Raw genomic sequence first — 21,227 nt, 5'->3', positions numbered from 1 at the left:
ACCACGTACCGCGCTGCTCGCCGCCACTGCGGCCGTCGCCGGTGTTCTGATCGCCGTCCCCCTCGACTCGGCCGAGGCCAGCCGCCCCGCTGCCGACGTCGCCACGACGAACCTCTACGAGTTGACCGTCCCCGCCAAAACCACGGTGGCGAAGGACGCCGAACTACTGGAGGCCCAGGGCTTCGACGTCCTGGAAGGCAGTGGTGCCGGCAAGGTGAAGGTGCTGGCCGACCAGACCGAACGCGAGCGGCTGATCTCGCTCGGCTTCAGCACCACCGTCACCCGCAGCCTGCCGCAGGTGCGGTGGAAGACCCCCAGCACCACCGACAGCACGTACTACGAGGGCTATCCGACCGTGACCGGCCAGTACACGCACATGGAGAAGGTCGCACGGACCAAACCCGCCCTCGCCAAGGTGGTCAACTACGGCGCCTCGTGGCGCAAGAAGAACAATCTGGGCGGTCGCGCGCTCAAGGCGATCTGCATCACCCGCATCGCCGGCCGGAAGGACTGTTCGCTCGACCCGAAGGCGCCCAAGCCCCGATTCGTGCTCATGGGCCAGATGCACGCGCGCGAGATCGCGACCGGCGACGTGGCCTACCGCTGGATCGACCATCTCGTAGGCAATTACGGCACCGACGCGACGGTCACCTCGCTGCTGAACTCCACGGAGTTCTGGGTCATTCCGGTCTCCAACCCCGATGGCGTCGAGATCGTCCAGGACGGCGGCGACGCACCGTATCTGCAGCGCAAGAACGCCAACACCTCCAATGGGCAGGACTGCGCGATCCCGCCGACCGGGCAGAGTCAGAGCGGCGTGGTCGGAACGCCGGTTTCCAGTGGAACACCGGTGGCTCCTCCGACGACCCGTGCAGCCCCGCATACCACGGCCCCACGGCCGACTCGGAGCCGGAGCTGACCGCCATCCAGGCGCTGTTGCGCAAGCTCTACCCCGACACCCGCGGCCCCGCCCTCACGGACACTGCCGCGGCCGGCACGCGCGGCATGTTCATCAGCCTCCACAGCGACACCCGGATGGTCCTGTTCCCCTGGGCGTTCACCAAGGACGACGCCCCCAACGACACCTCGCTGCGCGCCATCGCCGCCCAACTCGCCGCGGACACAGGCTTCACCTACGGACAGCCGGGAGAACTCCTCTACACCGCCTCCGGCGGGACCGACGACTGGGCCTATGGGGAGTTGGGCATTCCCAGCTTCACCATCGAGATCGGCAGCACCACGGACACCACGTGCAATGGCTTCCTGCCGGCGTACTCCTGCATGGAATCGTCGTACTGGCCGACCATGCTGCCCGCGCTGCTGAATGCGGCGAAGTCGGCGGGCGCCCCGTACCAGGCGGGCTTGGCCGCCCGGTAGACCACTCGACGATCTCGTTCGCTCCCCGTTTCCACCGCCGGGTGGGCGGAGTTGGCCACGCCGCTTCGCCCACCCGGTGCGGGATCACGTCGGCGAGCCGTATCAAGGGCACCCACGACCTCGGCACCCACGACCTCGGCAGGTGCGACCACGGCAGCTCGCAGGGCGAGGCGTCAAGCGTGCCCGAGCAACAGCATCAAGCCCCGCCGCTCACGAGAGCCGGTCGTGCGCGTTGGTCGCGTCTGCGCGGCGCCCCTCCGCAACAGGCCGGTCCGTGGTGTCGTCCCCCGCGCCGTCGGGCCCCGCCGGAGTCGTGAGGATCTCCAGGAGCGGCGCGATGTCCCGGTCCTCTTCCGCCGGATGACGGAACCGTCCTCCGATCAGGCGATATTTGTTCCGGCGGCCTTCGCGCGTGTGGGTCAGATATCCGGCCGCCTCCAGGTCGGAGACGATGGCTTGGACGGTCCGCTCAGTCAACTCGAGAGACTTGGCAAGATCGCGAATCCGGACCCACGGGTCGCGTGCGATGGCCGAGAGCACACGCGCATGGCTGGTCAGGAACGTCCATGTCGTGCGGGGCACTGGGGCTTCGTCCATGCCTCCATCGTACGTTCCCTCATGCACGCTTCGCACTACCCGAAACTAAATTCAGGTATCTATTGACGTGTCTCCCGCCGCGTCTCAGCATGGGGTCAGAGGGACTTCCCGTTCGAGGGAGATGATCATGGCTTCCCCTTCAGGCGGCTCCGAGAAGCCCGGCTCGCACTTCTCGCACCGCCTTGGTGGCCGGACCGACAGTAGCCGCCTCACACTCACCGTGACCGCGGCCGCCGAGGGCCGCGCCCGAGTCGTCGTCGTGGGCGAGCTTGACCTGGACAGCGCAGCAGACCTGCGCCGGGTACTCGCCGCCGCCCTGCAAACGTCCACCGGCCTCGAAATCGATCTCGCCAGGGTCTCCTTCTTCGACTGCTCTGGCCTTCACGTCCTCATGGACACCCGCCATGAGTCCCTGTCGTCGGGCCAGACCGTGGCCGTGGTCGACACCAGCCCCTGCGTGCGGAGGCTGCTGGGACTGACCGGCACCCTCGACTTCCTTGCCATCACGACTCGCGGCGACGCGAACGGTGATCCCCTGCCCACGGTTCACTGCGAGAGACCGGCAACCGAGACAGGTGGGCGCGACCACCCGCGCCAGCCACGGAGCGGCAGGCCGCTACTGCCGCGCGGCTCCGATGACGTGTAGTACTCCATTCCTGGATCCTGATCATGGTCAGTCCCGACACCCTCGGTTGAAGGAGGTTGGCGATGACCCACGATGGCGGGCTGAGGCTGCATATGGAGCGTGTCCTCGGCGCAGCACCCTCGGTGATATTCCAGGCCTTGACCGAACCGCGGAAGCTGGCCACGTGGTGGGGTCCTGACGGGTTCGGCATCCCGAGTGTGGAGAGCGACCTCCGGCCAGGAGGCGGCTATCGGATCGCGATGCAGCCTCCGGAAGGCGATCTGTTCTACCTGGTGGGGGAATTCCTGGAGGTCGAACCTCCCCAACGCCTGTCCTACACCTTTCGGTGGGAGGATCCCGATCCTGAGGATCGCGAAACGGTGGTGACTCTGTCCCTTCGCGATATCGGCGGTACGTCGGCCGAACTGGTCTTCACTCAGGGCGACTTCGCCACTGAGCGCCGCCGAGCTCTGCACGAGGAGGGCTGGACTCAGAGTCTCGACAAGCTGGAGCAGCTGATGTCGTCGGCCGCGTCGCCCTGAGACCCTTGCCACGAGGAAGACCCCCTGACGGTGGCCGTCAGGAGCTGAGGTCTTCGCTGCCGCGCCCGGCCTCGGTCGAATCGATAGCCATACGCCTGCGGTCCTCCTCGCTCCACTTCCGGGTGTCCCGCGGCGGAACATATGGCTCCTCGCGCTTGGGGTGCCCGCCGAGGATCGCTCGTTCCCGGGCCAGCTCGGCGTCGAACTCCAGCCCCAGCAGAATCGCCAGATTCGTGATCCAGAGCCACACCAGGAAAACGATCACTCCGGCGAGAGTGCCGTATGTCTTGTTGTACGAGGCGAAGTTCGCCACATACAGCGCGAAGCCGCCGGACGCGATCATCCAGATCACCAGGGCCAGAAAACTGCCGGGCGTGATCCACTTGAAGCCGCGCCCCTTGGCGTTCGGTGACGCCCAGTACAAGGTCGCGATCATCACGGTGACGAGCACGATCAGGACCGGCCACTTCGCGATCGACCACACCGTCAAGGCTGTGTCCCCGACGCCCAGGGCGGTACCGAGCTGCCGGGCCAGAGCACCGGTGAGCACCACGATCAGCACGCTGAGACACGCCAGAAGCATCAGCACCACCGTCAGGGCGACACGCAGCGGCCCCACCTTCCACACCGGCCGGCCCTCCGGCATGTCGTAGACGGCATTGGAGGAACGGATGAATGCCGCCACATAGCCCGACGCCGACCACAGCGCACCCAGCAGACCGACGATCGCGAGGACGGAGCCGGTTCCACCGCTGGACTGCAGCTGCTCCACCGCACCCGTGATGATGTCCCGCGCCGAACCCGGCGTGAGCTGCTTGATGTTGTCCAGGACAGTCCGCGTCGCCGACTCGCCCGCGATGCCCAGCAGGGAAACCAGCATCAGCAGCGCGGGGAAGAGCGCCAGCACTCCGTAGTAGGTCAGCGCCGCCGCGCGGTCGGCCAGCTCGTCATCCTTGAACTCGCGGACCGTACGGCGCAGCACCGCCCACCACGACTTCTTCGCCAGCTCGCTCGGCTCGTCCGGAGCCCTTCCCTCCACCTGCGGATCCGGGCCGGCACCACGGCTCTCGGCATCCGCCGCCTGGCCTGTACGGCCGGGCCGGTCACCCTGGTCGCCCCCGGCCTCCTGTCGCCATATCTCAGCCATGCAGTACGAGTAACCGCAAAACCCGGGATGAATCGCGCGATCCGCAGCGGAAAACTCAAGGCCACGTGTCAAACGCGCTGTTCTGGATACCCAGATCTGCACCCCGTTCATCAATCCGTCGTCCTCAGCCAGGGAGGGTTGCCATGCCCCCGCCCGAAGAGCCACTCACCCTCGAACTGACCCTGCGCCATGTCCGCTCCGCGCAGCTCGGGCTTCCCGTACCCGCCTCCTTCCGCTACGACGTCCGCCAGCCGTTCACAGTGGGCCTGGTTCTCAATTCCGCCACTGACGGACCGGTCAACTGGCAGCTGTCCCGCGAACTGCTGTACTCCGGCACCCGCGTTCTGTCCGGCATCGGTGACGTCAGGATCTGGCCCACCAGCATGCCCGGAAACGCCGACACCGTGCGGCTGCGCCTGGGGCCGAGCCACGCATTCGCCCTGTTCGAGGCGGACAGAGCAGGCTTGCGAACCTGGATCAGGCGAACCTTCGACCTCGTACCGGCAGGCACCGAGTCGCGGCACATCGACTGGGACTCACTCGCCCATCGCCTGCTGAGCGGGCGGTGAGGTGCTGCCTTCAGGAGCTGCCGTCCTGAGCCAGAGACGGGCCGGGCCGGCCGCCGCTGCGGCCGGCCCAGGCCGGCGCGTATGTGTCACCGAGACCCTGGGTGGGTCATTTCCCACCGCGATCCCTGATTCCGCATCGCGTACTACCGATTCGTCACTTGTGCTTACGGGCCTTCCCCTTGAGCTCCTCCGCCGTGCCCTTCACGGTGTCCTCCACCTCTCCGGCGGCCCGGCGGGTCTTGCCCTCGACGCGGTCACCGGTCCCCTTGAGGCGAAGGTCGTCGTTGCCCGTTGCGCGCCCGGCCTTTTCCTTCGCCTTGCCCATGGTTTCCTGGGCCTTGCCGCGAATCCTCTTGCCCTCAGCCATGCGGATCAGCTCCTTGACCAAGTAACGGTTCCGTTTGTCACCTTATGCGGCTACCCGATCAGGAGCTCGCAAACGTTATTCGTCCTCCTATTCGGCATCCGAATACTCTTTCCCCGTATCCTCCACGTCCCCTCTCGGGTAATCCGAAACCGCATTACCGCAGGTCAGTCGCTCTTCCCGGACCACCTCCGCCGGATTCGGGACTGCCGGGTCCCCAGCCCGTCGAGCAAGCCGCGGATGCGATGCAGGGTGGTCCAGTCGCACCCCGTGCCCGCCTCTCCCCCGGACCACTCCGGCATCGCCGCGCGCACCCGTCCGTCAGGTGTCAGACTCGAAGAACGGCTCCCGGAAGCTGCCGCGGGCCGTCCCTTCCGCACTTTCCCCATTCCCCGTCCCGTGAGGGTGCACCATGACCTGGGCATCGTGGACGACCACCGGCATCTACGCAGGATCCGGCGGCGTGCTCACCGACGAAGTCGGCGTCATTCGAGGTGACTTGACCATCCACACCACCTGGTCCGGCGGTCAGGCCCAGATCGCCGTTCAGTTCAGCGGCGCCTCGGACTGGTTCACCGTGACCGGCAGCCCCGTACCGTGTCCGTCCGAGGAAGCCAGCCGCAGCCTGCACCAGTCGATCGTCGAATCCGTGCGTGACCAGGCCGATGGCCCTGTTTCCCTCGGCCATGGGGCGGCCCCGTCGCCCTGAGCCGGCAGCCCCCTCGTGGCCGACGGACTCAGCTTGCCGACTCGGCCCGGACTCGGATGGTGTGGAGGCGTGGGTCGAACGCGTCGGGCAGGCTCATTCCGCCGTCGAGACCGGTCCGGAGTCCAGCGACCACCGATTTGTGGGCGTCGCGTCCCACGACCAACTTCTCGTGCGGCCCCGCCACGGCGAGCATCAGCGATGTGGTGACTGGGGACTTTCCAGCGCCTTCGCGGCCACCCGCAGGTCCGACAGCAGGCCCGCATACGCGGCCTCGCGGTCGTCGGAGCGCAGGACGGCCGAGGGGTGAAGGGTCGCCACGACGTACCGCTTCTCGTCCACGTCGGGCAACGGGATGAGGGCGCCCCGGTCCTTGGTCACCTGGAACGACCTCCCCAGGAGCGCCTTTCCGGCGGTCGCACCCAGCGCCACCACCACGTCCGGGCGGACCAGGTGCAGCTCGGCGACCAGCCAGGGCCGGCAGGCGGTCATCTCCCGCAGACTCGGAGCCTTGTGGATACGACGTTTACCGCGCTCCGCCTCGGTGAATTTGAAGTGCTTCACCGCATTGGTGAGATACGCCGCATCCGCGTCGATGCCGGCCTCCTCCATTGCCTTCCTCAGCAGCCGCCCGGCCGGTCCCACGAAGGGTTCGCCCTGCTTGTCCTCCTGGTCGCCGGGCTGCTCGCCGACGAGGACAATGCGCGCCGACGGGTCGCCCTTGCCGAAGACGGTCTGCGTGGCGTTCTCGAACAGCGGGCAGCCGTGGCAGTCGGCGGCGGCACGCCTGTGCGCGGGGAGTCCGCCTCGTTCCGGGACGTACGGAGCGGCGTCGTACGCGTCCTGCGCCGCCGGTGCGTCGTCGGTGCGGCTCATCGTCGTCACCTCCCGCCCGCGGCTGGGCCCGCGGGATTTCTGGGTACCCCTTCCGAACCAATTGATTCCGTCCCCGAGCCGGGTGGCCCCAGGTCCTCCGCACCTGGACGGATCCAGGCCCGTGGAGATGCGATGAGCCGCCCGCCGCAGTGCCATGGAGAGAGCAGGAGGAGAGCCGCGGCGGGCCTGACACCTCCCACGGTCACACCGCCCGGCACCCTACGGAAGGAAGCTCCATGGCACGCGCGGCCGTGTTCGATGTCGACGGCACCCTGGTCGACACCAATCACCTTCATGTGACGGCCTGGTGGGAGGCGTTCCGGCAGGTGGGCCACACGGTGCCCATGTACGCCATCCATCGGGCCATCGGGCTGCCGTCCGACGACCTCATCGCCCATCTGCTGGGAGACGAGCGCGACCGCGGCGAGGACGGCACCATCGCCGCGGCGCACAAGGCGCTGTACGGGACGTACTTCGACCGGCTGCCCGCGTTTCAGGACGCGGGCAATCTCTTGCGCGCCCTGGCCGAGGGAGGCTGGACCGTCGTCCTGGCCACGTCCGCCAGTGGTACGGAACTCAAGGCGCTCCGGCGTGCCATCGACGCCGACGACGCCATCAGCGCCAGCGCCAGCGCCGACGACGTGGCTGCCGGGAAACCGGCGCCGGACCCGGTCGAGCATGCCCTGGAACTCGTCGGTGTCCCCGCGGACCGGGCCGTCTTCGTCGGCGACACCGTCTGGGACATGCGAGCGGGCTCCCGGGCCGGCGTCGCCTGTGTGGGGGTGCTGTGCGGCGGCATTCCCCGCGGCGATCTGGAGGAGGCGGGAGCGGCCACGATCTTTCTTCATCCCACCCATCTGCTTCAGTCGCTTGCCGACAGTCCCCTGGCCCATGCCTGACCCGCTCACAGCCGACCGCGCCGGGGCGCGTCCACGGCAGGAGTGCGAGCCGTACGACCGGGTACTCGGCGAGGACTCCGCCGTGCCCCGTCACGAGCCAGTCGGAGTATGAGGCTGCCCTGAACGAAGTACACCTCGCGCGAACGGCCCGTCCGCGTCCGGGAAGTGTCAAAGGCTGTCCGGGAGAAAGCCGGCCACGACACAACAGGGCCGGACCAGACGCCGGCGGACAGAACGAATTCCTGGAGACACCATGCTCGACCGCACCGTGCCGCTCATGATGCGGGGCTACGCCTGGCTGCCGGACCGGCTGCGCCGTACCGGTGGCCGGCTCGTACGCACCCGGCTGCTGGGCAAACCCGCCGTCGCGCTGCACGGCCCCGAGGCGGTCCGGTTCTTCTACGACGAGGCTCACATCCGGCGCCGCTCCGCCCTGCCGGAGCCCGTCATCAGCACGCTCTTCGGCCAAGGCGCCGTACATACGCTCGACGGCGACCGTCATCGGGAGCGCAAGTCGATGTTCGTCTCGCTGCTGAAGGACCCGGCACAGGTCTCTGCCCTGGCCCGCGGCGTGGAAGCCGAATGGGACCGGGCACGGCGCGACTGGGCGCGGCGCGAGCGGGTCGTGCTCTTCGACGAGGTGAGTGTTGTCCTCGCCCGGGCCGTCTGCGGGTGGGCAGGGGTGCGTCTGACGGATGACGAGGCTCGCGAGACGGCGGACGACCTGGTGGCCATGGTCGACGGCTTCGCGACCCTGGGACCGCGGCACTGGCGGGCCCGCGCCGCGCGGAACCGCCAGGAGACCCGGCTGGCCGCGCTCGTCGCGCGGACGCGCGAGGAACCTGCGGCGGGCGGCCGGGTGCTCCAGGCGGTGGCCTCCCACCGTGAAGCCGACGGCGCGCTGCTCGACCCCCGCACCGCCGCCGTCGAACTGCTGAACATCATCCGTCCGACGGTGGCGGTGACGTGGTTCATGACGTTCGCGGCGCACGCGCTGCACCGCCATCCCGGGATGCGGCGGAGCCTCGCGGAGGGCGACCCGGAGTACGCCCGCGCTTTTGGCCAGGAAGTCCGGCGGTTCTACCCGTTCGTGCCGTTCCTCGGCGGCCTTGCGGCCAAAGACCTGCGCTGGCGGGACGAGTCCATCCCCGCGGGTGTACTCGTGCTGCTCGACGTCTATGGCCACCACCACGACGCCGCGCTCTGGGCCGACCCCTACACCTTCGATCCTCAGCGGTTCGTGGGCCGCGAGCCCGGCCGGGACGAACTCATTCCCCAAGGGGGCGGCGCCGTCGACGCTGGGCACCGCTGCCCGGGTGAGGACGTCACCCTCGCTCTGCTGAGCACGCTCATTCCCCGACTGGCGCGACTGCGGTACGCCGTTCCACGGCAGGACCTCAGGATCCCGCTGAGCCGGGTGCCCACGCGTCCCCGTAGCGGCTTCGTCCTCACGGACGTCGGGACGGATTGATGCTCGACCACGCGGTCCGCGACGCCGGGCCCTCAACGAATTCGGAAATCCACTGACCATGATTCACATCGGATACACGATGATGACCGAGCAGGCAGGACCCCGCGAGCTGGTGGACCACGTCGTCCAGGCCGAAGACGCGGGTTTCGACTTCTCGGTGGCCTCGGACCACTACTTTCCCTGGCTGCGCTCGCAGGGGCACGCCCCCTACGCATGGAGTGTCCTCGGGGCGGCCGCTCAGGCGACCTCGCGCATCCCGCTCATGACGTACGTGACGTGCCCGACGTTCCGCTACCACCCGGCGGTGGTGGCCCAGAAAGCGGCGACCATGCAGTTGCTGTCCGAAGGCAGGTTCCGTCTGGGGCTGGGGTCCGGGGAGAACCTCAACGAGCATGTCGTGGGCGGCGGTTGGCCACCGGTGAATGTGCGACACGAGATGTTCGAGGAGGCCGTCGGTATCATCCGCGCGCTGTTCGAGGGGAACCATGTCACCCACCACGGCACCCACTTCGATGTGGACTCGGCCCGGCTGTGGGATCTTCCGGACGACCTTCCGCCCATCGGGATCGCCGTGTCGGGCGAGCAGTCCTGCTCCCTCGCCGGCCGCCTCGCCGACTTCGTCATCGCCACGGAGCCGAAACCGGACCTGCTGACTTCGTTCGACCGGCACGGCGGAGAGGGCAAGCCCCGTGTCGGGCAACTGCCGGTCTGCTACGACACCGACCGCGACACGGCGGTCCGGCGGGCCCATGACCAGTTCCGCTGGTTCGGAGGCGGCTGGAAGGTGAACGCGGAACTGCCGCACCCGGATTCCTTCGACTCGGCGACGCAGTTCGTACGCCCCGAGGACGTCGCGGGCGCCATTCCGTGCGGGGGCGACGTGAACGACTTCGTAGAAGCCGTACGTCCGTTCGTCGACGCGGGCTTCACGGAGGTGGCACTCGTACAGATCGGTGGCGAGAACCAGCCCGAATTCCTCGACTGGTCGGCGAAGACGCTGCTGCCCGCCCTCAGCGAGGCCTTCGGGTAGATCCGGACGGTGGCCGTCACTTCACCTGGATACCGGCCAGCACACGGTCGGGCGTCAGCGGGATTCGCGGAAACGGGTGCCGGCGGCGTGGTGGGCGCCCCGCGAGGAATCCGCCGGCCGGGGCCGCGCGATTCATCGGCGTCGATTCGGGAACGCGGGCTGTGTCCTGGAATTTCGACGAGGAGGCAGCAATGGCAGCCATGGAGAACGGCTCCCAGAATCCCGTCAGCAAGTACCCCGAGCCGGAATTTCCGCAGCAGGACCAGGAGCATCCGGGATGGACGGGTCCCATGGATCCGCCACCCGACCACGGGGAGGATTCCTATCGCGGTTGCGGCCTTCTCACGGACCGCAAGGCACTGGTAACGGGTGGTGATTCGGGCATCGGACGTGCAGTGGCGCTGGCTTTCGCTCGCGAAGGGGCCGATGTGCTGTTCACCTATGTGGCCGAGGAGGCCGACGAGGCACGCGGCACGTCCCGTCTGGTGGAGGAGGCCGGTCGCAGGGCGGTCGCGGTGGAGTGCGACATCCGCGAGGAGGAGCAGTGCCGGCAGCTCGTCGACCGCGCCGTGGCGGAGTTCGGCAGGATCGACATCCTCGTCAACAATGCCGCCTATCAGATGTCGCAGCCGGACGGCATCAGCGCCATCTCGACCGAGCAGTTCGACCGAGTGATGCGTACGAATCTGTACGGCATGTTCTGGCTGTCGAAAATGGCTCTGCCGCACATCCCGGAAGGCGGCTCAATCATCAACTCCGCATCCGTGCAGGCTTATAAGCCGAGCCCTCATCTCCTCGACTACGCGATGACCAAGGGTGCCATCGTCACCTTCACCCAGGGGCTTGCGCAGATGCTGGCGCCGGACGGCATTCGCGTCAACGCGGTGGCCCCAGGGCCCGTGTGGACGCCGCTCATTCCGGCGACGCTGCCCGACACGGTGAATTTCGGTAAGCAGGCGCCGTTGGGTCGTCCCGCGCAGCCCGCGGAGATGGCTCCGGCGTATGTCTTCCTCGCCTCGCCGCGGTCCAGCTACATCACCGCGGAAATTGTCAACGCCACGGGCGGAACCCCGCTGCCCTGACGGCCGTTGCGGTTCAGCTCACCGCGTTCATGGCTTCAGGGAGTTCATGGCTTCAGTAGTGTCTTGATCATGCTGTCCTGCTTCTGCTGGAACATCTCGTACGCCTTCGGGCCGTCGTCCAGCGCCATCGTGTGGGTGGCGAAACCCTCGACCCCCAGCACGTCATCGTCATCCAGCAGCGGCAGAATGTCATCCACCCAGTGCTTGACGTTGGCCTGCCCCATCCGGAGCTGGATCTGCTTGTCGAACATGGTCAGCAGCGGCAGCGGATCAGCCGCGCCCCCGTACACGCCCGCCAGCGAGATCGTGCCGCCGCGCCGCACGATGTCGATCGCCCCGTAGAGCGCGTTCAGCCGATCCACCCCGGCGCGCTCCATCAGCCGCTCGGCGAGGGCGTCGGGCAGCAGGCCGGTGATCCACTGGGTGGCCTTCACGATGGGCGCTCCGTGCGCCTCCATGCCGACGGCATCGATCACGGCGTCCGTTCCTCGCCCGTTCGTCAGTTCACGGATGGCCTCGCCCAGGTGTTTGCCGTGCTCGCGCAGGTCGATCACGTCGACGCCGTGGGCACCGGTCCGGGCCAGCCGGGCCGGCACCAGGTCGACACCCACGACCCTGCTCGCGCCGCGGTGCAGGGCGATTCGGGCCGCCATCTCGCCGATCGGCCCGAGCCCCAGCACCGTAACCGTGCCGCCGGGCAGAAGGTTCGCGTACTCCACCGCCTGCCATGCGGTGGGAAGCACATCGGACAGATAGACATAACGTTCGTCGGACGGCCCGTGAGGCACCTTGATCGGAAGGGTGTCACCGAAGGGGACCCTCAGGAACTCGGCCTGCCCGCCCGGCACTTGACCGTACAGCTTGGTGTAGCCGAACAGTGCGGCTCCCGTGCCGCGTTCACGGACCTGTGTGGTCTCGCACTGCGAGTGCAGGCCTCGTTCACACATAAAACAGTGTCCGCACGAGATGTTGAACGGAATGACGACCCGATCGCCGGCAGCGAGCGAGGTCACGCTCGCCCCCACTTCCTCGACGATGCCCATGGGCTCGTGTCCGAGGATGTCACCGGGATCGATGTAGGGCCCCATCACCTCGTACAGATGAAGGTCCGAACCGCAGATGCCGGTGGAGGTGATCCGGACGATGATGTCCGAGTCTTCTTTGAGCACGGGATCGGGCACGGTGTCCACCCGCACATCCCGCTTTCCGTGCCATGTCAGCGCGCGCATGCCGTCCTCCTGATCGCAATGATGGACTCGGTGCACTCCGGGTCCCCATGCCGCGACGAATCACGCCCCGAGCCGTGCGACCGGTGCCGTCTCACCCTCGTCGGCACGATCGGGCTTCAGCCGGACGAGTGGCGCGGGGTGGCTCTGACCATGCGCTTTCCATCTCACGCGCCGCATCCGGCTTGCGAGCGCTCTCCGAGGGGCCAGAATGAAAGGCCCGGGTCCGGGTACTCGGCGCGCAAGAGGGGACACCGGACGGACCGGGCGGTTTGTGATTCATCAATGCCCTGCCCGCCCCCGAGACCGGGACTCCGAGTGTGATGGACGAGAAGACGACAGAAGGCAGACCGGGCGTGACGTCCAGCCACGAAGTGTTCGGCGCACCGTGCTGGATCTCTCTCATGACGGGCGACCAGGAGGCCGCCCAGTCCTTCTACGGTGCGGTCCTCGGATGGCAGTTCCGGCGGGCTGCCAGGCTGGGCGACGAGTTCAGTCTCGCCCTCCTCGACGGAACGCCCATCGCCAGTATCGGCGCGCTCGCCCCGGCGCTGCAGATGCCCGTCGCCTGGACGCCCTACTTCGCCGTCGCGGACGTGGACGAGACCGCGGCACGGATCCGCGAACGCAGCGCCACCGTGGCAGTGGGCCCCCTCCGCTTTCCCGTGGGACGCGGTGCCCTCGCCGCCGACCGGGACGGCGCCGTGTTCGGCATCTGGGAAGGACAGCTCATCTCCGACTGGCAGACCTGGCGCAAGAAGGCTCCCGCGTGGCTGCGCCTGCGGACGCGCAACGCGTTCGAAGCCGCGATCTTCTACGGGGAGGTTCTCGACTGGGCCGCCGCCGACCGCCCGGGCTGCTGCGAGGTCGACTACGAGGGGGACGAAGTCGTGCTGCGCCAGCGCGGGCAGGTTCTCGCCCGGCTCAGCTCCGGCGCGGTCGACACCACACCCGACCCGCTGATCCAGCCCCGGTGGCACGTCTACTTCCCGGTGGCCGACGTGGAAGAGACGATCGAAGCGGCGCAACTCAACGGCGGCTCCGTCCTGGGACAGGGCCCCGCCTCCTACGGTGTGGAGGCAACGCTGCGCGATCCCAACGGCGCGCTGTTCACCGTGACGAGCCAACCCGCGAACGACTGAAGCCCGCGCGTCGCCCGCGAACACCGAAGCCAGAACGACTGATGTGCATCACAGCGGCTTCCGCAGGCTGGATCGACCGCCACGCCACGCCGTCAGGACCTGGTCGCCGAACCGGGAATCCACCCAGCCGGTGGCGTCGATGCCGAAGGCCACCTCTTCCTCGAGCCAGGGTTCCTCCTCGAGCAGCCCGCCGATGACGTCTCGCCGGACGATCTGCTCGTGGACCGCGTCCGCCTCCACGTGCTCTGTGTAGAAGTGCACCGCGGCAGGCCCCGCGCCGACCCTCCGCAGTGCGTGAGCCAAGCGGCGTGAGCCCGGCGACGACGTCACCTCGACGGCAGCGAAGTGCCCTACCAGAGCGCCCCGCAACGCACGATGCAGGCCGAACAGCGACATCAGGTTGACGCTGGTCAGCATTCCCGAAGCGGCTGAGTCCACATAGTGGCCGTACGCCGTGTTCAGCCCCAGGTCCGCCATCAGATCGGCGAAGAGCCGCGCATGCACGCGCTCCGCACGCCCCGCACCGAACTCGTCGAACTCCACGGCCACCATCGCCGCTTTGGCCCTGCCCCAGAGCCGCGGGAGGACCCAGGCATGGGGATCGGCTTCTTTGAGGTGGTAGAGGGATCGCTGGGCCGCGTACTCGCGAAGCTGCCACAACTCGCCCCGCTCTTTGAGGAAATGGGATGTTCCCGTGCCGTCGAGGGGTTCGACGAGGATGTCCTCGAGCGCATCCCGCACCGCCCTGGGCCGCTGGACATCCAGGCGTAGCGCGGCGAGAAAGCACCGTTCCATCTCCCCGCGCAGGCGCAGCAGTCCGGGGTCCCATTCCCAGGCCGGGTCGACGCCGGAAAACCCCCGGTAGTGCAGTTCGTAGCAGAGGTAGAGCGCCAGTTGGAGGTCGTCTCCGTACGGGTCGGCGCAGGTCACCGACTCTCCACCCGGCAGGGGGTGCCCGGGACGGGCACGCAGCGCGCGTACGACTCCGTACGAGAGCTCCCCCCGGTCCTCCGGCAGGGCGGGCCCGGCCGTGCGGCCGTCGGCGGTTCGCACCGGGGCCGTCACTGTTCTCGCCCCTTCGCCCGGCGGCGGTGGCTGGTGTCGCACCACGGATAGGTGCGGCTGCGCCGGCAGGTGCACAGTGCGACGGTGAAGCGGTCCGACACCGCCGTGCTCCCGTCGTCGAGAACCACTTCGACGGGGCCTTCGACAAGCATCGGGCCGTCTTTCGTCAAAGTGACGCGACGCGGTCGTTCGGTCGGTTCAGTCGGTCCGGGCGGCATGGAAAATCACCAGCTCTTCCTTCTCCTCGCCGGGTTCGATCAACCCCCGGTCCTGCAGCCACTGCCTTCGTGAGCCCAGCACCGGTCCGAAGGGCACGTAGCGGCGGTCCAGCACCGCCGCCCGCAGGCCTGCCCTGTTCAGGCGCGCCAGCGTCTGCGCGACGCCGCACAGGCCGGAGTGCACCAGCAGGAGCGCCCCGCCGGGGTGGAGCTTTTCCGCGGCCCCGTCACAGATCCGGTCCACCACCGCCCGGCCGTCGCCCCCCGCGTCCCAGGCCATCGCGGGGCCTCGTCGCGGCAGGCCGGGCCCGGGCGCGGGCACGTAGGGCGGATTGCTGAGGATCAGATCGAAACGGCGGCCCTCGACGGGGGCCAGCAGGTCACCGCACAGCACTTCCACTTTCAGCCGGGCGAGGGCCGCGTTGACGCGGGTGGTCAGTGCGGCACGCCAGGCCCGGTCGACCGCGGTGACGCGTGCGCCGCGCCGGGCCGCGGCCAGGGCGAGGGCTCCTCCGCCGGTCCCCACGTCGAGGACGTCGGCGCCCGGTCTCAGTGGCTCACGTCCCAATGCTTCCGCGAGGAGGAGCGTGTCCTCCTGCGGGGCGTAAACCCGGGGTGGAACCAGTACACGGCCGCCTTGGTCGTCCTTCACCAGCAGACTGAGCATCCACGTCACCTCTGTTGCCTACGGCGCCTCGTGCTGCGCAGCCGCCAAGTCCGTCACGGTTCCCGAGTGCCCACTGAGGCGGATTCCTCACGCCGAATGGAGCACTTTATTGCGGTTTCATCCGGTCTGTTCTAGGGAGCCGGATGGCACGGCCGCGTTCTGGTCATCACCTTCGCGGCAGGCTGAGGCCGTGCCCGGACGGTGCCTGATGTGCCACGGGATCGACGCGGCCGGCCGTCAGCCCAACGAGGTCGTCCACGACGCCGACGAGGCCGCGCGTCGATTCGGCAGAGGCGCGCTGGCGCTGGGCACCGGATCCCCGTATCGCCAGCCTTCGCAGGAATGCACTGACATGGTCCAGGTCTCCATGCTCTTCCAGCGCGGGCCGGATGTGGTCGACCAGCCGCTTGGCCTGCACCGAGGCAGGGAGAATCCGGCCGGTGAGCGCGTCGACGCCGCTGCCCGGCCAGCCGTCCCGCGCCGCGCGCCAGTACGCCGCGCGCAGCAGCTCACTGCTCGGACGCGGGCCCGGGTCGCCGCGCCGGACCCGCGCCGCCGCGGTCACCACGAGTGCCCTGATCAGGACCGTCAGGGCCGCGGTGTCGCCGATGTCCGGCATCACGTCCATCGACCGGATCTCCAGCGTCGGCAGACGCGGGTTAGGCCGGATGTCCCAGTACGGAATGGCCGCGTCCAGCAGGGCCTCTGATTCCTGCATGGCGGCGGCGAGCCGCTCGTAGTGATCCAGGGATTCGACGTACGGCGGCGGTCCCAGGCAGGGGAAACGTCCTCTGACGACGGAGCGCCAGCTTTCATATCCGGTGTCGTGGCCCTGGTGGAATGGAGAGTTGGCGCTCATTGCCACAAGGAGCGGAAGCCAGGGTCTGAGGTGATTGCTCACCAGCACACCGAGCTCGCGGTCCGGAAGATACACGTGGGCATGGCATGCGCAGACTGCGAAATCGTCGAGCATCGCACGGTACTGGTCCACGCTGGCCCGATAGCGCGGATGGTCTCCGATATCGGCCGGTCCGCCGCCTTGGATGACCGGAGTACCCGATGCGCACAGCCGCAGCCCTTCGGCCCGGGCGGCCGCCGAGGTGGCAGCGCGTATCCGGGCCAGCCGGCCGCGGAGTTCCACAAAGCTGGAGCACGGCGGTGTCTTTCCTTCGATCTGGTATTCCGTGAACTCGCCGGAGACCAGATCACCCACCGCGGTGGAAGCTCGTGCGACCACCCTGGAACCGCTCGCCTCGACGCAGCGGCTCACGGGATGAACGAGAAGGAACTCCTCCTCCACGCCCACCGTCGGAAGGGCTGCGTGATCGGGGCCGTCCGCACCGCTGCCCGCGGCCGCTCTGCCGTCGTCAGCCCTGCCGTCGTCAGCCATCGCGCCCGCCGCTGCCGAACGCCCCTCCGCTGTCGTCCTTGCGTTGTGCGCGGTCCTTGTCGGGAGCCGGCCGGGAACCCTGGTTTCCGAAACCCCCCAGCTCATGGGGAGTAAGGCTCTCGCCCTCGCCGCCGAAGTCGTCGGGTTCACGGGTTTCGTCGATGTGCGTCTGATGTGACGGACGGCGGGGCTGTTCGCTGGGGCGAGGCGGCCTGCTACGACCTCGCCGCATCCCCCAGCCGACGAGGCCGATCAAGAAAGCGACCACAACGAGTCCCACGACAAAGGGAGCGATTCCCGTCATCCATTCGTTCTCGGCCGCGAGGGTCGTCAGACTTCCACGATCCGGATTATTGATGCTCATGTGATGACGGGTGCCCTATATGGCCCTGTTCATGTCGCATGCGAAGCCGGCATCGCGGTGGCGAACCGTGACGTCATGCAGGTCGAGGCTGCGGAGCAGATCGAGGTGGACCGCGGTCCTCGCCCCACCGCGCCGACGGTTGAGCCGAGCCAGATGGCGTCGGCGTTTCGGCGCGTGGCCGCCCCTCGCCAAAACCGGGTGCGACGACGCCTACGAGTCCTGAACCGCTCGGCTGTCCTGCCTCACCGAAGCTTCGATACGGGCAAGTTGGGCAGCAAGGCTGCCCAGCCAGTATTCGAGGTCGATCAGGACAGGCAGCGGCGGGCGGTCGGGCACATCGTGGGGCGCGCGATTCGCCGACCGGGCAGGCAGCCGCCCTGAGGGGTCGTCCTCGGCGCAGAGCGCGGCGACCCGGTCGGTGGTCAGGGCGAGCCGGTCGGCCGTCGTACGAGCCCACGCGGCAGCGTCCGGTGGGACGGCGGGCGCGGGCAGATCGAAACGGGGCAGCCACTGGACGCCGAGCAGGATGTGGTTCGCCGCGATGAGCACGGCATGCCAGTCGACCGCCGCGGCCGAGCCCACGCCCGGTTCGCTCCGGAGCTGCAGATACGCCGCTTCGGCCAGACGCAGTCGGTGCAGGACGGGGAGCGTCGACGGCAGAGGTGCACGTCGTGGCGGAGTGGCGACAAGCACCCCGACCAACTGGGTGATCAGCGGGCCGCAGGAGTGCAGCAGCGCGGCCATGGTTCTTCGTACCTCGCGCCGGGCACCGGCCGGCCAGGCCAGCAGACCGCACAGCAGACCGATCACGCTGCCCGTGACCACATCCACGATCCGGTCCTCCGCCAACTGCCAGGAGGAAGGCGCGATCTGGGCGAAGGCAGCCGACACCACCAGCGTGAACAGGGCCTGCGCCCAGGCGACTCCGAACAGCGGCCCCAGCGCGAACGCGGCCAGCATGGCCGGCGCGAGCAGCGCCGCGTACACATCGGCGTGGGGGCCGACGAGGAGCAGCAACGTACCCGCCGCGACCGCCCCGACCAGAGTGCCCGCCAGCGCCGAACGTACCGCCCTCCACGTCTCCCCCGCGGTGGTACGTCCCAGAGTGAGCACCGCGAGCAGCACCCAGAAACCGTGGGACAGATCGAGTGAGCCGGCCACCAGCCGGGCGGCGCCCAGCCCCAGCGCGGTCCGGGTGGCGTTCTGGAACACGACCGAACGCAGCGTCATATTTCCGGCCACCCGCCGCCACCACAGCACGGCGGCACTGGCGTCGGCGTACCAGAACAACTCCCGCGGCGGGATCGGCGGCGTGCGGCTGCCGTCCAGACCGACACGGGCGGCAGTCTCCAGGATGCGTGCCGACCCGGCCATGGCGAGGACCACGGCCTGGCGTCGCAGCACCGGGACGGACGGCACGGCGTCCGGAGGTCCTGTGGCCTGGGTGATCCGCACCGCCTGAAAGTCCCCTATCGCCATCTCCAGGCCCGGGGCTCCGGGCTGCGCAGCCGAACCGCGGGTGCGCAGTGCCGTCGCGGTGGCGCCGCAGACGGCCGCCACCCGGCCCAGCAAACGCGCCGAGGCGGCATCCGCTGCCGCGTCGGCGCCGGTACGGGCACCCGCGGCCGCGCCGACGGGCGGCGAGGTCTGGGCCAACCGCGCCAGTTGGTCCAGCAGCCTGCGGGCCGCGGTACCGGACTGCGCCAGCGCGCGGTCCACTCGGCCCGCCCCGGCGGGCCGTTCGGCAGGCGCAAGCCGGGACAGCCGCAGCTGATGGCCCCTCTCCCGCAGCCGGTCCGCCCAGCCGGCGCCTGCCTCGGCAGGCTCGGGCCCTTCTGTTGCTCCATCGGGGGGGCTCGGCTCCGGCTGCCGCCGCGGCGGCGCGGCCTGCCGTCGAGACGGCGTCGCCCAAGCACTGCCGGTAGGAAGTGGTCGGCGGGGCGGGCAGCAGAAAGACCTCGCACGCGGCGAGCAGCAGCACGCCCAGGGTCAGGCCGGCCAGCCGCGACCCCAGAGCGCCCGGTTCGTAGGGCGGAAAACAGGCCAGGATGTAGAAGAGCTGAAGACCGGGCGCCGCTCCCGCCGGGCGTGGCCCCGCGACCGCCGCAAAGGTCAGGACGAATCCGACGACCAGCATTCCGGCAACCGCCGCCCAGGTGTGTGCGGCCAGCATCGTTCCCAGCGCGACCAGCGCCAGGCCAACCGGCAGCGCACGCAGCATCACAGCGGCCCGCTGCCGCCCGGAACCGGGGATCGGCGACAGCATCCCGAACGCCACCGGCCCGAACAGGGCGTACAGCGCCGTCGCCGGCTCATCCACGCCGTACACGAACGGATAGAACCCGGCGGAGGCCGCCGTCGTCACCCGTACGGCCCGGTGCACGATCGCCGTACGCTCCGGGTGGCGCGCGGCCGTCAGGTGTCGTCGCGGCGGTTTGGCGGTGCGTATGCCGGTCACCGCGAACGCTCGGCCGACGACGTGGCGCGCATGGGCACGTTCCTCTCGCGCGACGCCGTCACGACATCGCGAGTAGGTCGGGCGTGCGCCCTTGCCCCCCATTGTCGGCGAGCCCTCGCCGGTCCGCAGCCCGGCCGGTCCGTCCCCCGGCGGGGCGGTCTGGATCGCGGGGCAGGTCGGGCCGGGGCCACCATGGCAGATAGTGCGCAGGCAGGCCGGCCCACCTCCGGCCTGAACCTCGAGAAGGACCACTGCCCGACAAGGACTGCTGACCGAAAAGGGCCACTGAAGAAAAGGGCCACTGACCGCCGGAGGACCACCACGGTGCACACCCTGCTGCCCGTCGTCTTCGCGCTCGGCGCTGCGTTCAGCAACGCCGTCGCGACCGTGCTGCAGCGCCGGGCGGCCATCAGCGTGCCACGCTCCGACGGCTTTCGCGCGAGGCTGATGCTCGATCTGCTGCGCCACCCCGTCTGGCTGGCGGGAATCCTCACCGTCATCGTCGCCGCCGTCTGCCAGGCAGTGGCCCTGGCGACCGGGCCGCTGACGATCGTTCAGCCCCTCTTCGTCCTCGAACTGCCGCTCACCCTCATCGTCGCCTCGCTGCTGATGCGCCGGCACCTCCCGCGCGCCGGCTGGCTGGCCGTGACCGGTGTGGTGGCGGGCCTCGCAGTCGCCCTCGCCGCCGCGTCCCCGGAGGGCAACCGCACCCATGTCCCGCTGGACCGCTGGCTCCCCGCGCTCGTGGTGTGCACGGCAGCGGTCGTCGGGCTCGCCCTGGCCGCCCTCAAGCGCCCCGAGGGCCGGGCCCGCGCGGTCTGTCTCGGTACGGCCACCGCCATCAGTTACGCCATGACGGCGGCGCTGATGAAGGCGGCCATGCACATCCTGGACGACGAGGGGATCGCGGCCTTCTTCGCCGCCTGGCAGACCTACGCCTTCGCTGCGTTCGGCGCGGGCGCGCTCTTCCTGCTGGAGAACGCGCTGCAGGCGGGTCCGCTGGTCGCTTCCCAGCCCGCGATCACCCTCGGCGACGCGACGGTGAGCATGGCCCTCGGCATCATCATCTACGAGGAAAACGTCCGCTCCGGCTGGTGGTTGCTGCCGCAGCTGCTCGGCCTCGCCATGATCGCGGCGGGCGTCCTTGTGCTCTCCCGTATCCCACTCACCCAGTCCGTGGTCGCCGCCCCGGACGAGCAGGCGCGAGAAGCGGACATTCCCTGAGTCACCCCGGCTGAAGGCGGGAGGCCGAGGTCAGCACGGTGTCTCTCGCCGAAATCCGGGGGCCGGTCCTCGATTCGATGACCCTCCGCGCCCTGTCGCCATTACCCGATGGCACCTGATTTCTCGTCATTCCCTGGGCTGACACTGCCTCCTCCCCCAGTCGCGTCTCGGTACCCCTCCCAAGGATC

General features: G+C 69.1%; 22 protein-coding genes and 1 pseudogene. 12 read left to right on the top strand and 11 right to left on the bottom strand.

The window, feature by feature from the left end:
* Positions 1–376 precede the first annotated feature (376 nt).
* Positions 377–769 (top strand): annotated as a pseudogene (locus ACQEVG_RS16400) (M14 family zinc carboxypeptidase); the annotation flags it as partial.
* Positions 676–1,377 carry a M14 family zinc carboxypeptidase gene (locus ACQEVG_RS16395; protein ID WP_432985392.1) on the top strand — a complete coding sequence of 234 codons (702 nt, stop codon included), beginning with the start codon at positions 676–678 and terminating at the stop codon, positions 1,375–1,377. The pseudogene ACQEVG_RS16400 and the gene ACQEVG_RS16395, both read left to right, overlap by 94 nt.
* Before the next feature lie 210 nt (positions 1,378–1,587).
* Here the strand turns inward: ACQEVG_RS16395 and ACQEVG_RS16390 are convergent, their stop codons facing one another.
* Positions 1,588–1,974 carry a helix-turn-helix transcriptional regulator gene (locus ACQEVG_RS16390; RefSeq protein WP_432983566.1) on the bottom strand — a complete coding sequence of 129 codons (387 nt, stop codon included), beginning with the start codon at positions 1,972–1,974 and terminating at the stop codon, positions 1,588–1,590.
* A gap of 127 nt (positions 1,975–2,101) precedes the next feature.
* Between ACQEVG_RS16390 and ACQEVG_RS16385 the strand changes: the two genes are divergently transcribed.
* Together ACQEVG_RS16385 and ACQEVG_RS16380 are read left to right on the top strand one after the other, a co-directional pair.
* Positions 2,102–2,620 carry an STAS domain-containing protein gene (locus ACQEVG_RS16385; RefSeq protein ID WP_432983563.1) on the top strand — a complete coding sequence of 173 codons (519 nt, stop codon included), beginning with the start codon at positions 2,102–2,104 and terminating at the stop codon, positions 2,618–2,620.
* 62 nt (positions 2,621–2,682) lie between these two features.
* Positions 2,683–3,141, top strand: coding sequence for an SRPBCC family protein (locus ACQEVG_RS16380; protein WP_432983560.1), 459 nt, complete (start codon positions 2,683–2,685; stop codon positions 3,139–3,141).
* Positions 3,142–3,178: 37 nt separating this feature from the next.
* Here the strand turns inward: ACQEVG_RS16380 and ACQEVG_RS16375 are convergent, their stop codons facing one another.
* A complete protein-coding gene (locus tag ACQEVG_RS16375; RefSeq protein WP_432983557.1) occupies positions 3,179–4,288 on the bottom strand; it encodes a YihY/virulence factor BrkB family protein in 1,110 nt (369 codons plus the stop codon).
* Between the two features lie 143 nt (positions 4,289–4,431).
* Here ACQEVG_RS16375 and ACQEVG_RS16370 point away from each other — a divergent pair, with 143 nt between their 5' ends.
* Entirely contained in the window at positions 4,432–4,857 is a 426-nt protein-coding gene (locus ACQEVG_RS16370; protein ID WP_432983554.1) for an SsgA family sporulation/cell division regulator, read from the top strand.
* Positions 4,858–5,011: 154 nt separating this feature from the next.
* On the opposite strand, the gene ACQEVG_RS16365 is transcribed toward ACQEVG_RS16370, so the two are convergent.
* Entirely contained in the window at positions 5,012–5,224 is a 213-nt protein-coding gene (locus tag ACQEVG_RS16365; protein ID WP_432983551.1) for a CsbD family protein, read from the bottom strand.
* A 409-nt stretch (positions 5,225–5,633) separates the two neighbouring features.
* Here ACQEVG_RS16365 and ACQEVG_RS16360 point away from each other — a divergent pair, with 409 nt between their 5' ends.
* The gene (locus tag ACQEVG_RS16360; RefSeq protein ID WP_432983548.1) at positions 5,634–5,930 is read left to right on the top strand and encodes a hypothetical protein; all 297 of its coding nucleotides are present in this window, start codon (positions 5,634–5,636) and stop codon (positions 5,928–5,930) included.
* Positions 5,931–6,122: 192 nt separating this feature from the next.
* Here ACQEVG_RS16360 and ACQEVG_RS16355 read toward each other — a convergent pair whose 3' ends face one another.
* Complete coding sequence (locus tag ACQEVG_RS16355) at positions 6,123–6,803, bottom strand: UdgX family uracil-DNA binding protein (RefSeq protein WP_432983545.1); 681 nt, start codon at positions 6,801–6,803, stop codon at positions 6,123–6,125.
* A 236-nt stretch (positions 6,804–7,039) separates the two neighbouring features.
* Here ACQEVG_RS16355 and ACQEVG_RS16350 point away from each other — a divergent pair, with 236 nt between their 5' ends.
* The 4 genes from ACQEVG_RS16350 (at position 7,040) to ACQEVG_RS16335 (ending at position 11,285) form a co-directional block, all read left to right on the top strand.
* The gene (locus ACQEVG_RS16350) at positions 7,040–7,702 is read left to right on the top strand and encodes an HAD family hydrolase (protein ID WP_432983543.1); all 663 of its coding nucleotides are present in this window, start codon (positions 7,040–7,042) and stop codon (positions 7,700–7,702) included.
* A gap of 253 nt (positions 7,703–7,955) precedes the next feature.
* Positions 7,956–9,173, top strand: a complete 1,218-nt coding sequence (locus ACQEVG_RS16345) for a cytochrome P450 (RefSeq protein ID WP_432983540.1) — start codon at positions 7,956–7,958, stop codon at positions 9,171–9,173.
* Between the two features lie 58 nt (positions 9,174–9,231).
* Complete coding sequence (locus ACQEVG_RS16340; protein WP_432983537.1) at positions 9,232–10,203, top strand: LLM class F420-dependent oxidoreductase; 972 nt, start codon at positions 9,232–9,234, stop codon at positions 10,201–10,203.
* A gap of 200 nt (positions 10,204–10,403) precedes the next feature.
* Positions 10,404–11,285, top strand: a complete 882-nt coding sequence (locus ACQEVG_RS16335) for an SDR family oxidoreductase (RefSeq protein WP_432985389.1) — start codon at positions 10,404–10,406, stop codon at positions 11,283–11,285.
* Positions 11,286–11,329: 44 nt separating this feature from the next.
* Here the strand turns inward: ACQEVG_RS16335 and ACQEVG_RS16330 are convergent, their stop codons facing one another.
* The gene (locus ACQEVG_RS16330; RefSeq protein WP_432983534.1) at positions 11,330–12,514 is read right to left on the bottom strand and encodes an alcohol dehydrogenase catalytic domain-containing protein; all 1,185 of its coding nucleotides are present in this window, start codon (positions 12,512–12,514) and stop codon (positions 11,330–11,332) included.
* Between the two features lie 320 nt (positions 12,515–12,834).
* Between ACQEVG_RS16330 and ACQEVG_RS16325 the strand changes: the two genes are divergently transcribed.
* Positions 12,835–13,653 (top strand): VOC family protein, encoded by an 819-nt coding sequence (locus ACQEVG_RS16325; RefSeq protein WP_432983531.1) that lies wholly within the window; start codon positions 12,835–12,837, stop codon positions 13,651–13,653.
* A gap of 48 nt (positions 13,654–13,701) precedes the next feature.
* Here the strand turns inward: ACQEVG_RS16325 and ACQEVG_RS16320 are convergent, their stop codons facing one another.
* From ACQEVG_RS16320 to ACQEVG_RS16295, 6 genes are all read right to left on the bottom strand, one after another.
* Positions 13,702–14,718, bottom strand: coding sequence for an iron-containing redox enzyme family protein (locus tag ACQEVG_RS16320; protein WP_432983528.1), 1,017 nt, complete (start codon positions 14,716–14,718; stop codon positions 13,702–13,704).
* On the bottom strand, positions 14,715–14,936 hold the full coding sequence (locus ACQEVG_RS16315) for a CDGSH iron-sulfur domain-containing protein (RefSeq protein WP_432983525.1): 222 nt from the start codon (positions 14,934–14,936) through the stop codon (positions 14,715–14,717). The genes ACQEVG_RS16320 and ACQEVG_RS16315 overlap by 4 nt, the downstream gene beginning before the upstream one ends.
* The gene (locus tag ACQEVG_RS16310; protein WP_432983522.1) at positions 14,917–15,603 is read right to left on the bottom strand and encodes a HemK2/MTQ2 family protein methyltransferase; all 687 of its coding nucleotides are present in this window, start codon (positions 15,601–15,603) and stop codon (positions 14,917–14,919) included. The genes ACQEVG_RS16315 and ACQEVG_RS16310 overlap by 20 nt, the downstream gene beginning before the upstream one ends.
* A 166-nt stretch (positions 15,604–15,769) precedes the next feature.
* Complete coding sequence (locus tag ACQEVG_RS16305) at positions 15,770–16,993, bottom strand: carboxylate-amine ligase (protein ID WP_432983519.1); 1,224 nt, start codon at positions 16,991–16,993, stop codon at positions 15,770–15,772.
* Positions 16,986–17,357: a DUF6479 family protein gene (locus tag ACQEVG_RS16300; protein WP_432983516.1), complete on the bottom strand. Its 372-nt coding sequence runs from the start codon at positions 17,355–17,357 to the stop codon at positions 16,986–16,988. The genes ACQEVG_RS16305 and ACQEVG_RS16300 overlap by 8 nt, the downstream gene beginning before the upstream one ends.
* Before the next feature lie 210 nt (positions 17,358–17,567).
* Positions 17,568–19,076 (bottom strand): FUSC family protein, encoded by a 1,509-nt coding sequence (locus ACQEVG_RS16295; protein ID WP_432983513.1) that lies wholly within the window; start codon positions 19,074–19,076, stop codon positions 17,568–17,570.
* 1,063 nt (positions 19,077–20,139) lie between these two features.
* Between ACQEVG_RS16295 and ACQEVG_RS16290 the strand changes: the two genes are divergently transcribed.
* A complete protein-coding gene (locus ACQEVG_RS16290) occupies positions 20,140–21,039 on the top strand; it encodes a DMT family transporter (RefSeq protein ID WP_432983510.1) in 900 nt (299 codons plus the stop codon).
* Positions 21,040–21,227: the final 188 nt, after the last annotated feature.

Origin of the sequence: Streptomyces sp. CA-135486 (assembly GCF_050936555.1) — a bacterium.
Lineage (GTDB): Bacteria > Actinomycetota > Actinomycetes > Streptomycetales > Streptomycetaceae > Streptomyces.
The sequence above is the reverse complement of the archived record's forward strand: the minus strand, read 5'-3'. Positions and strand labels throughout refer to the sequence as shown.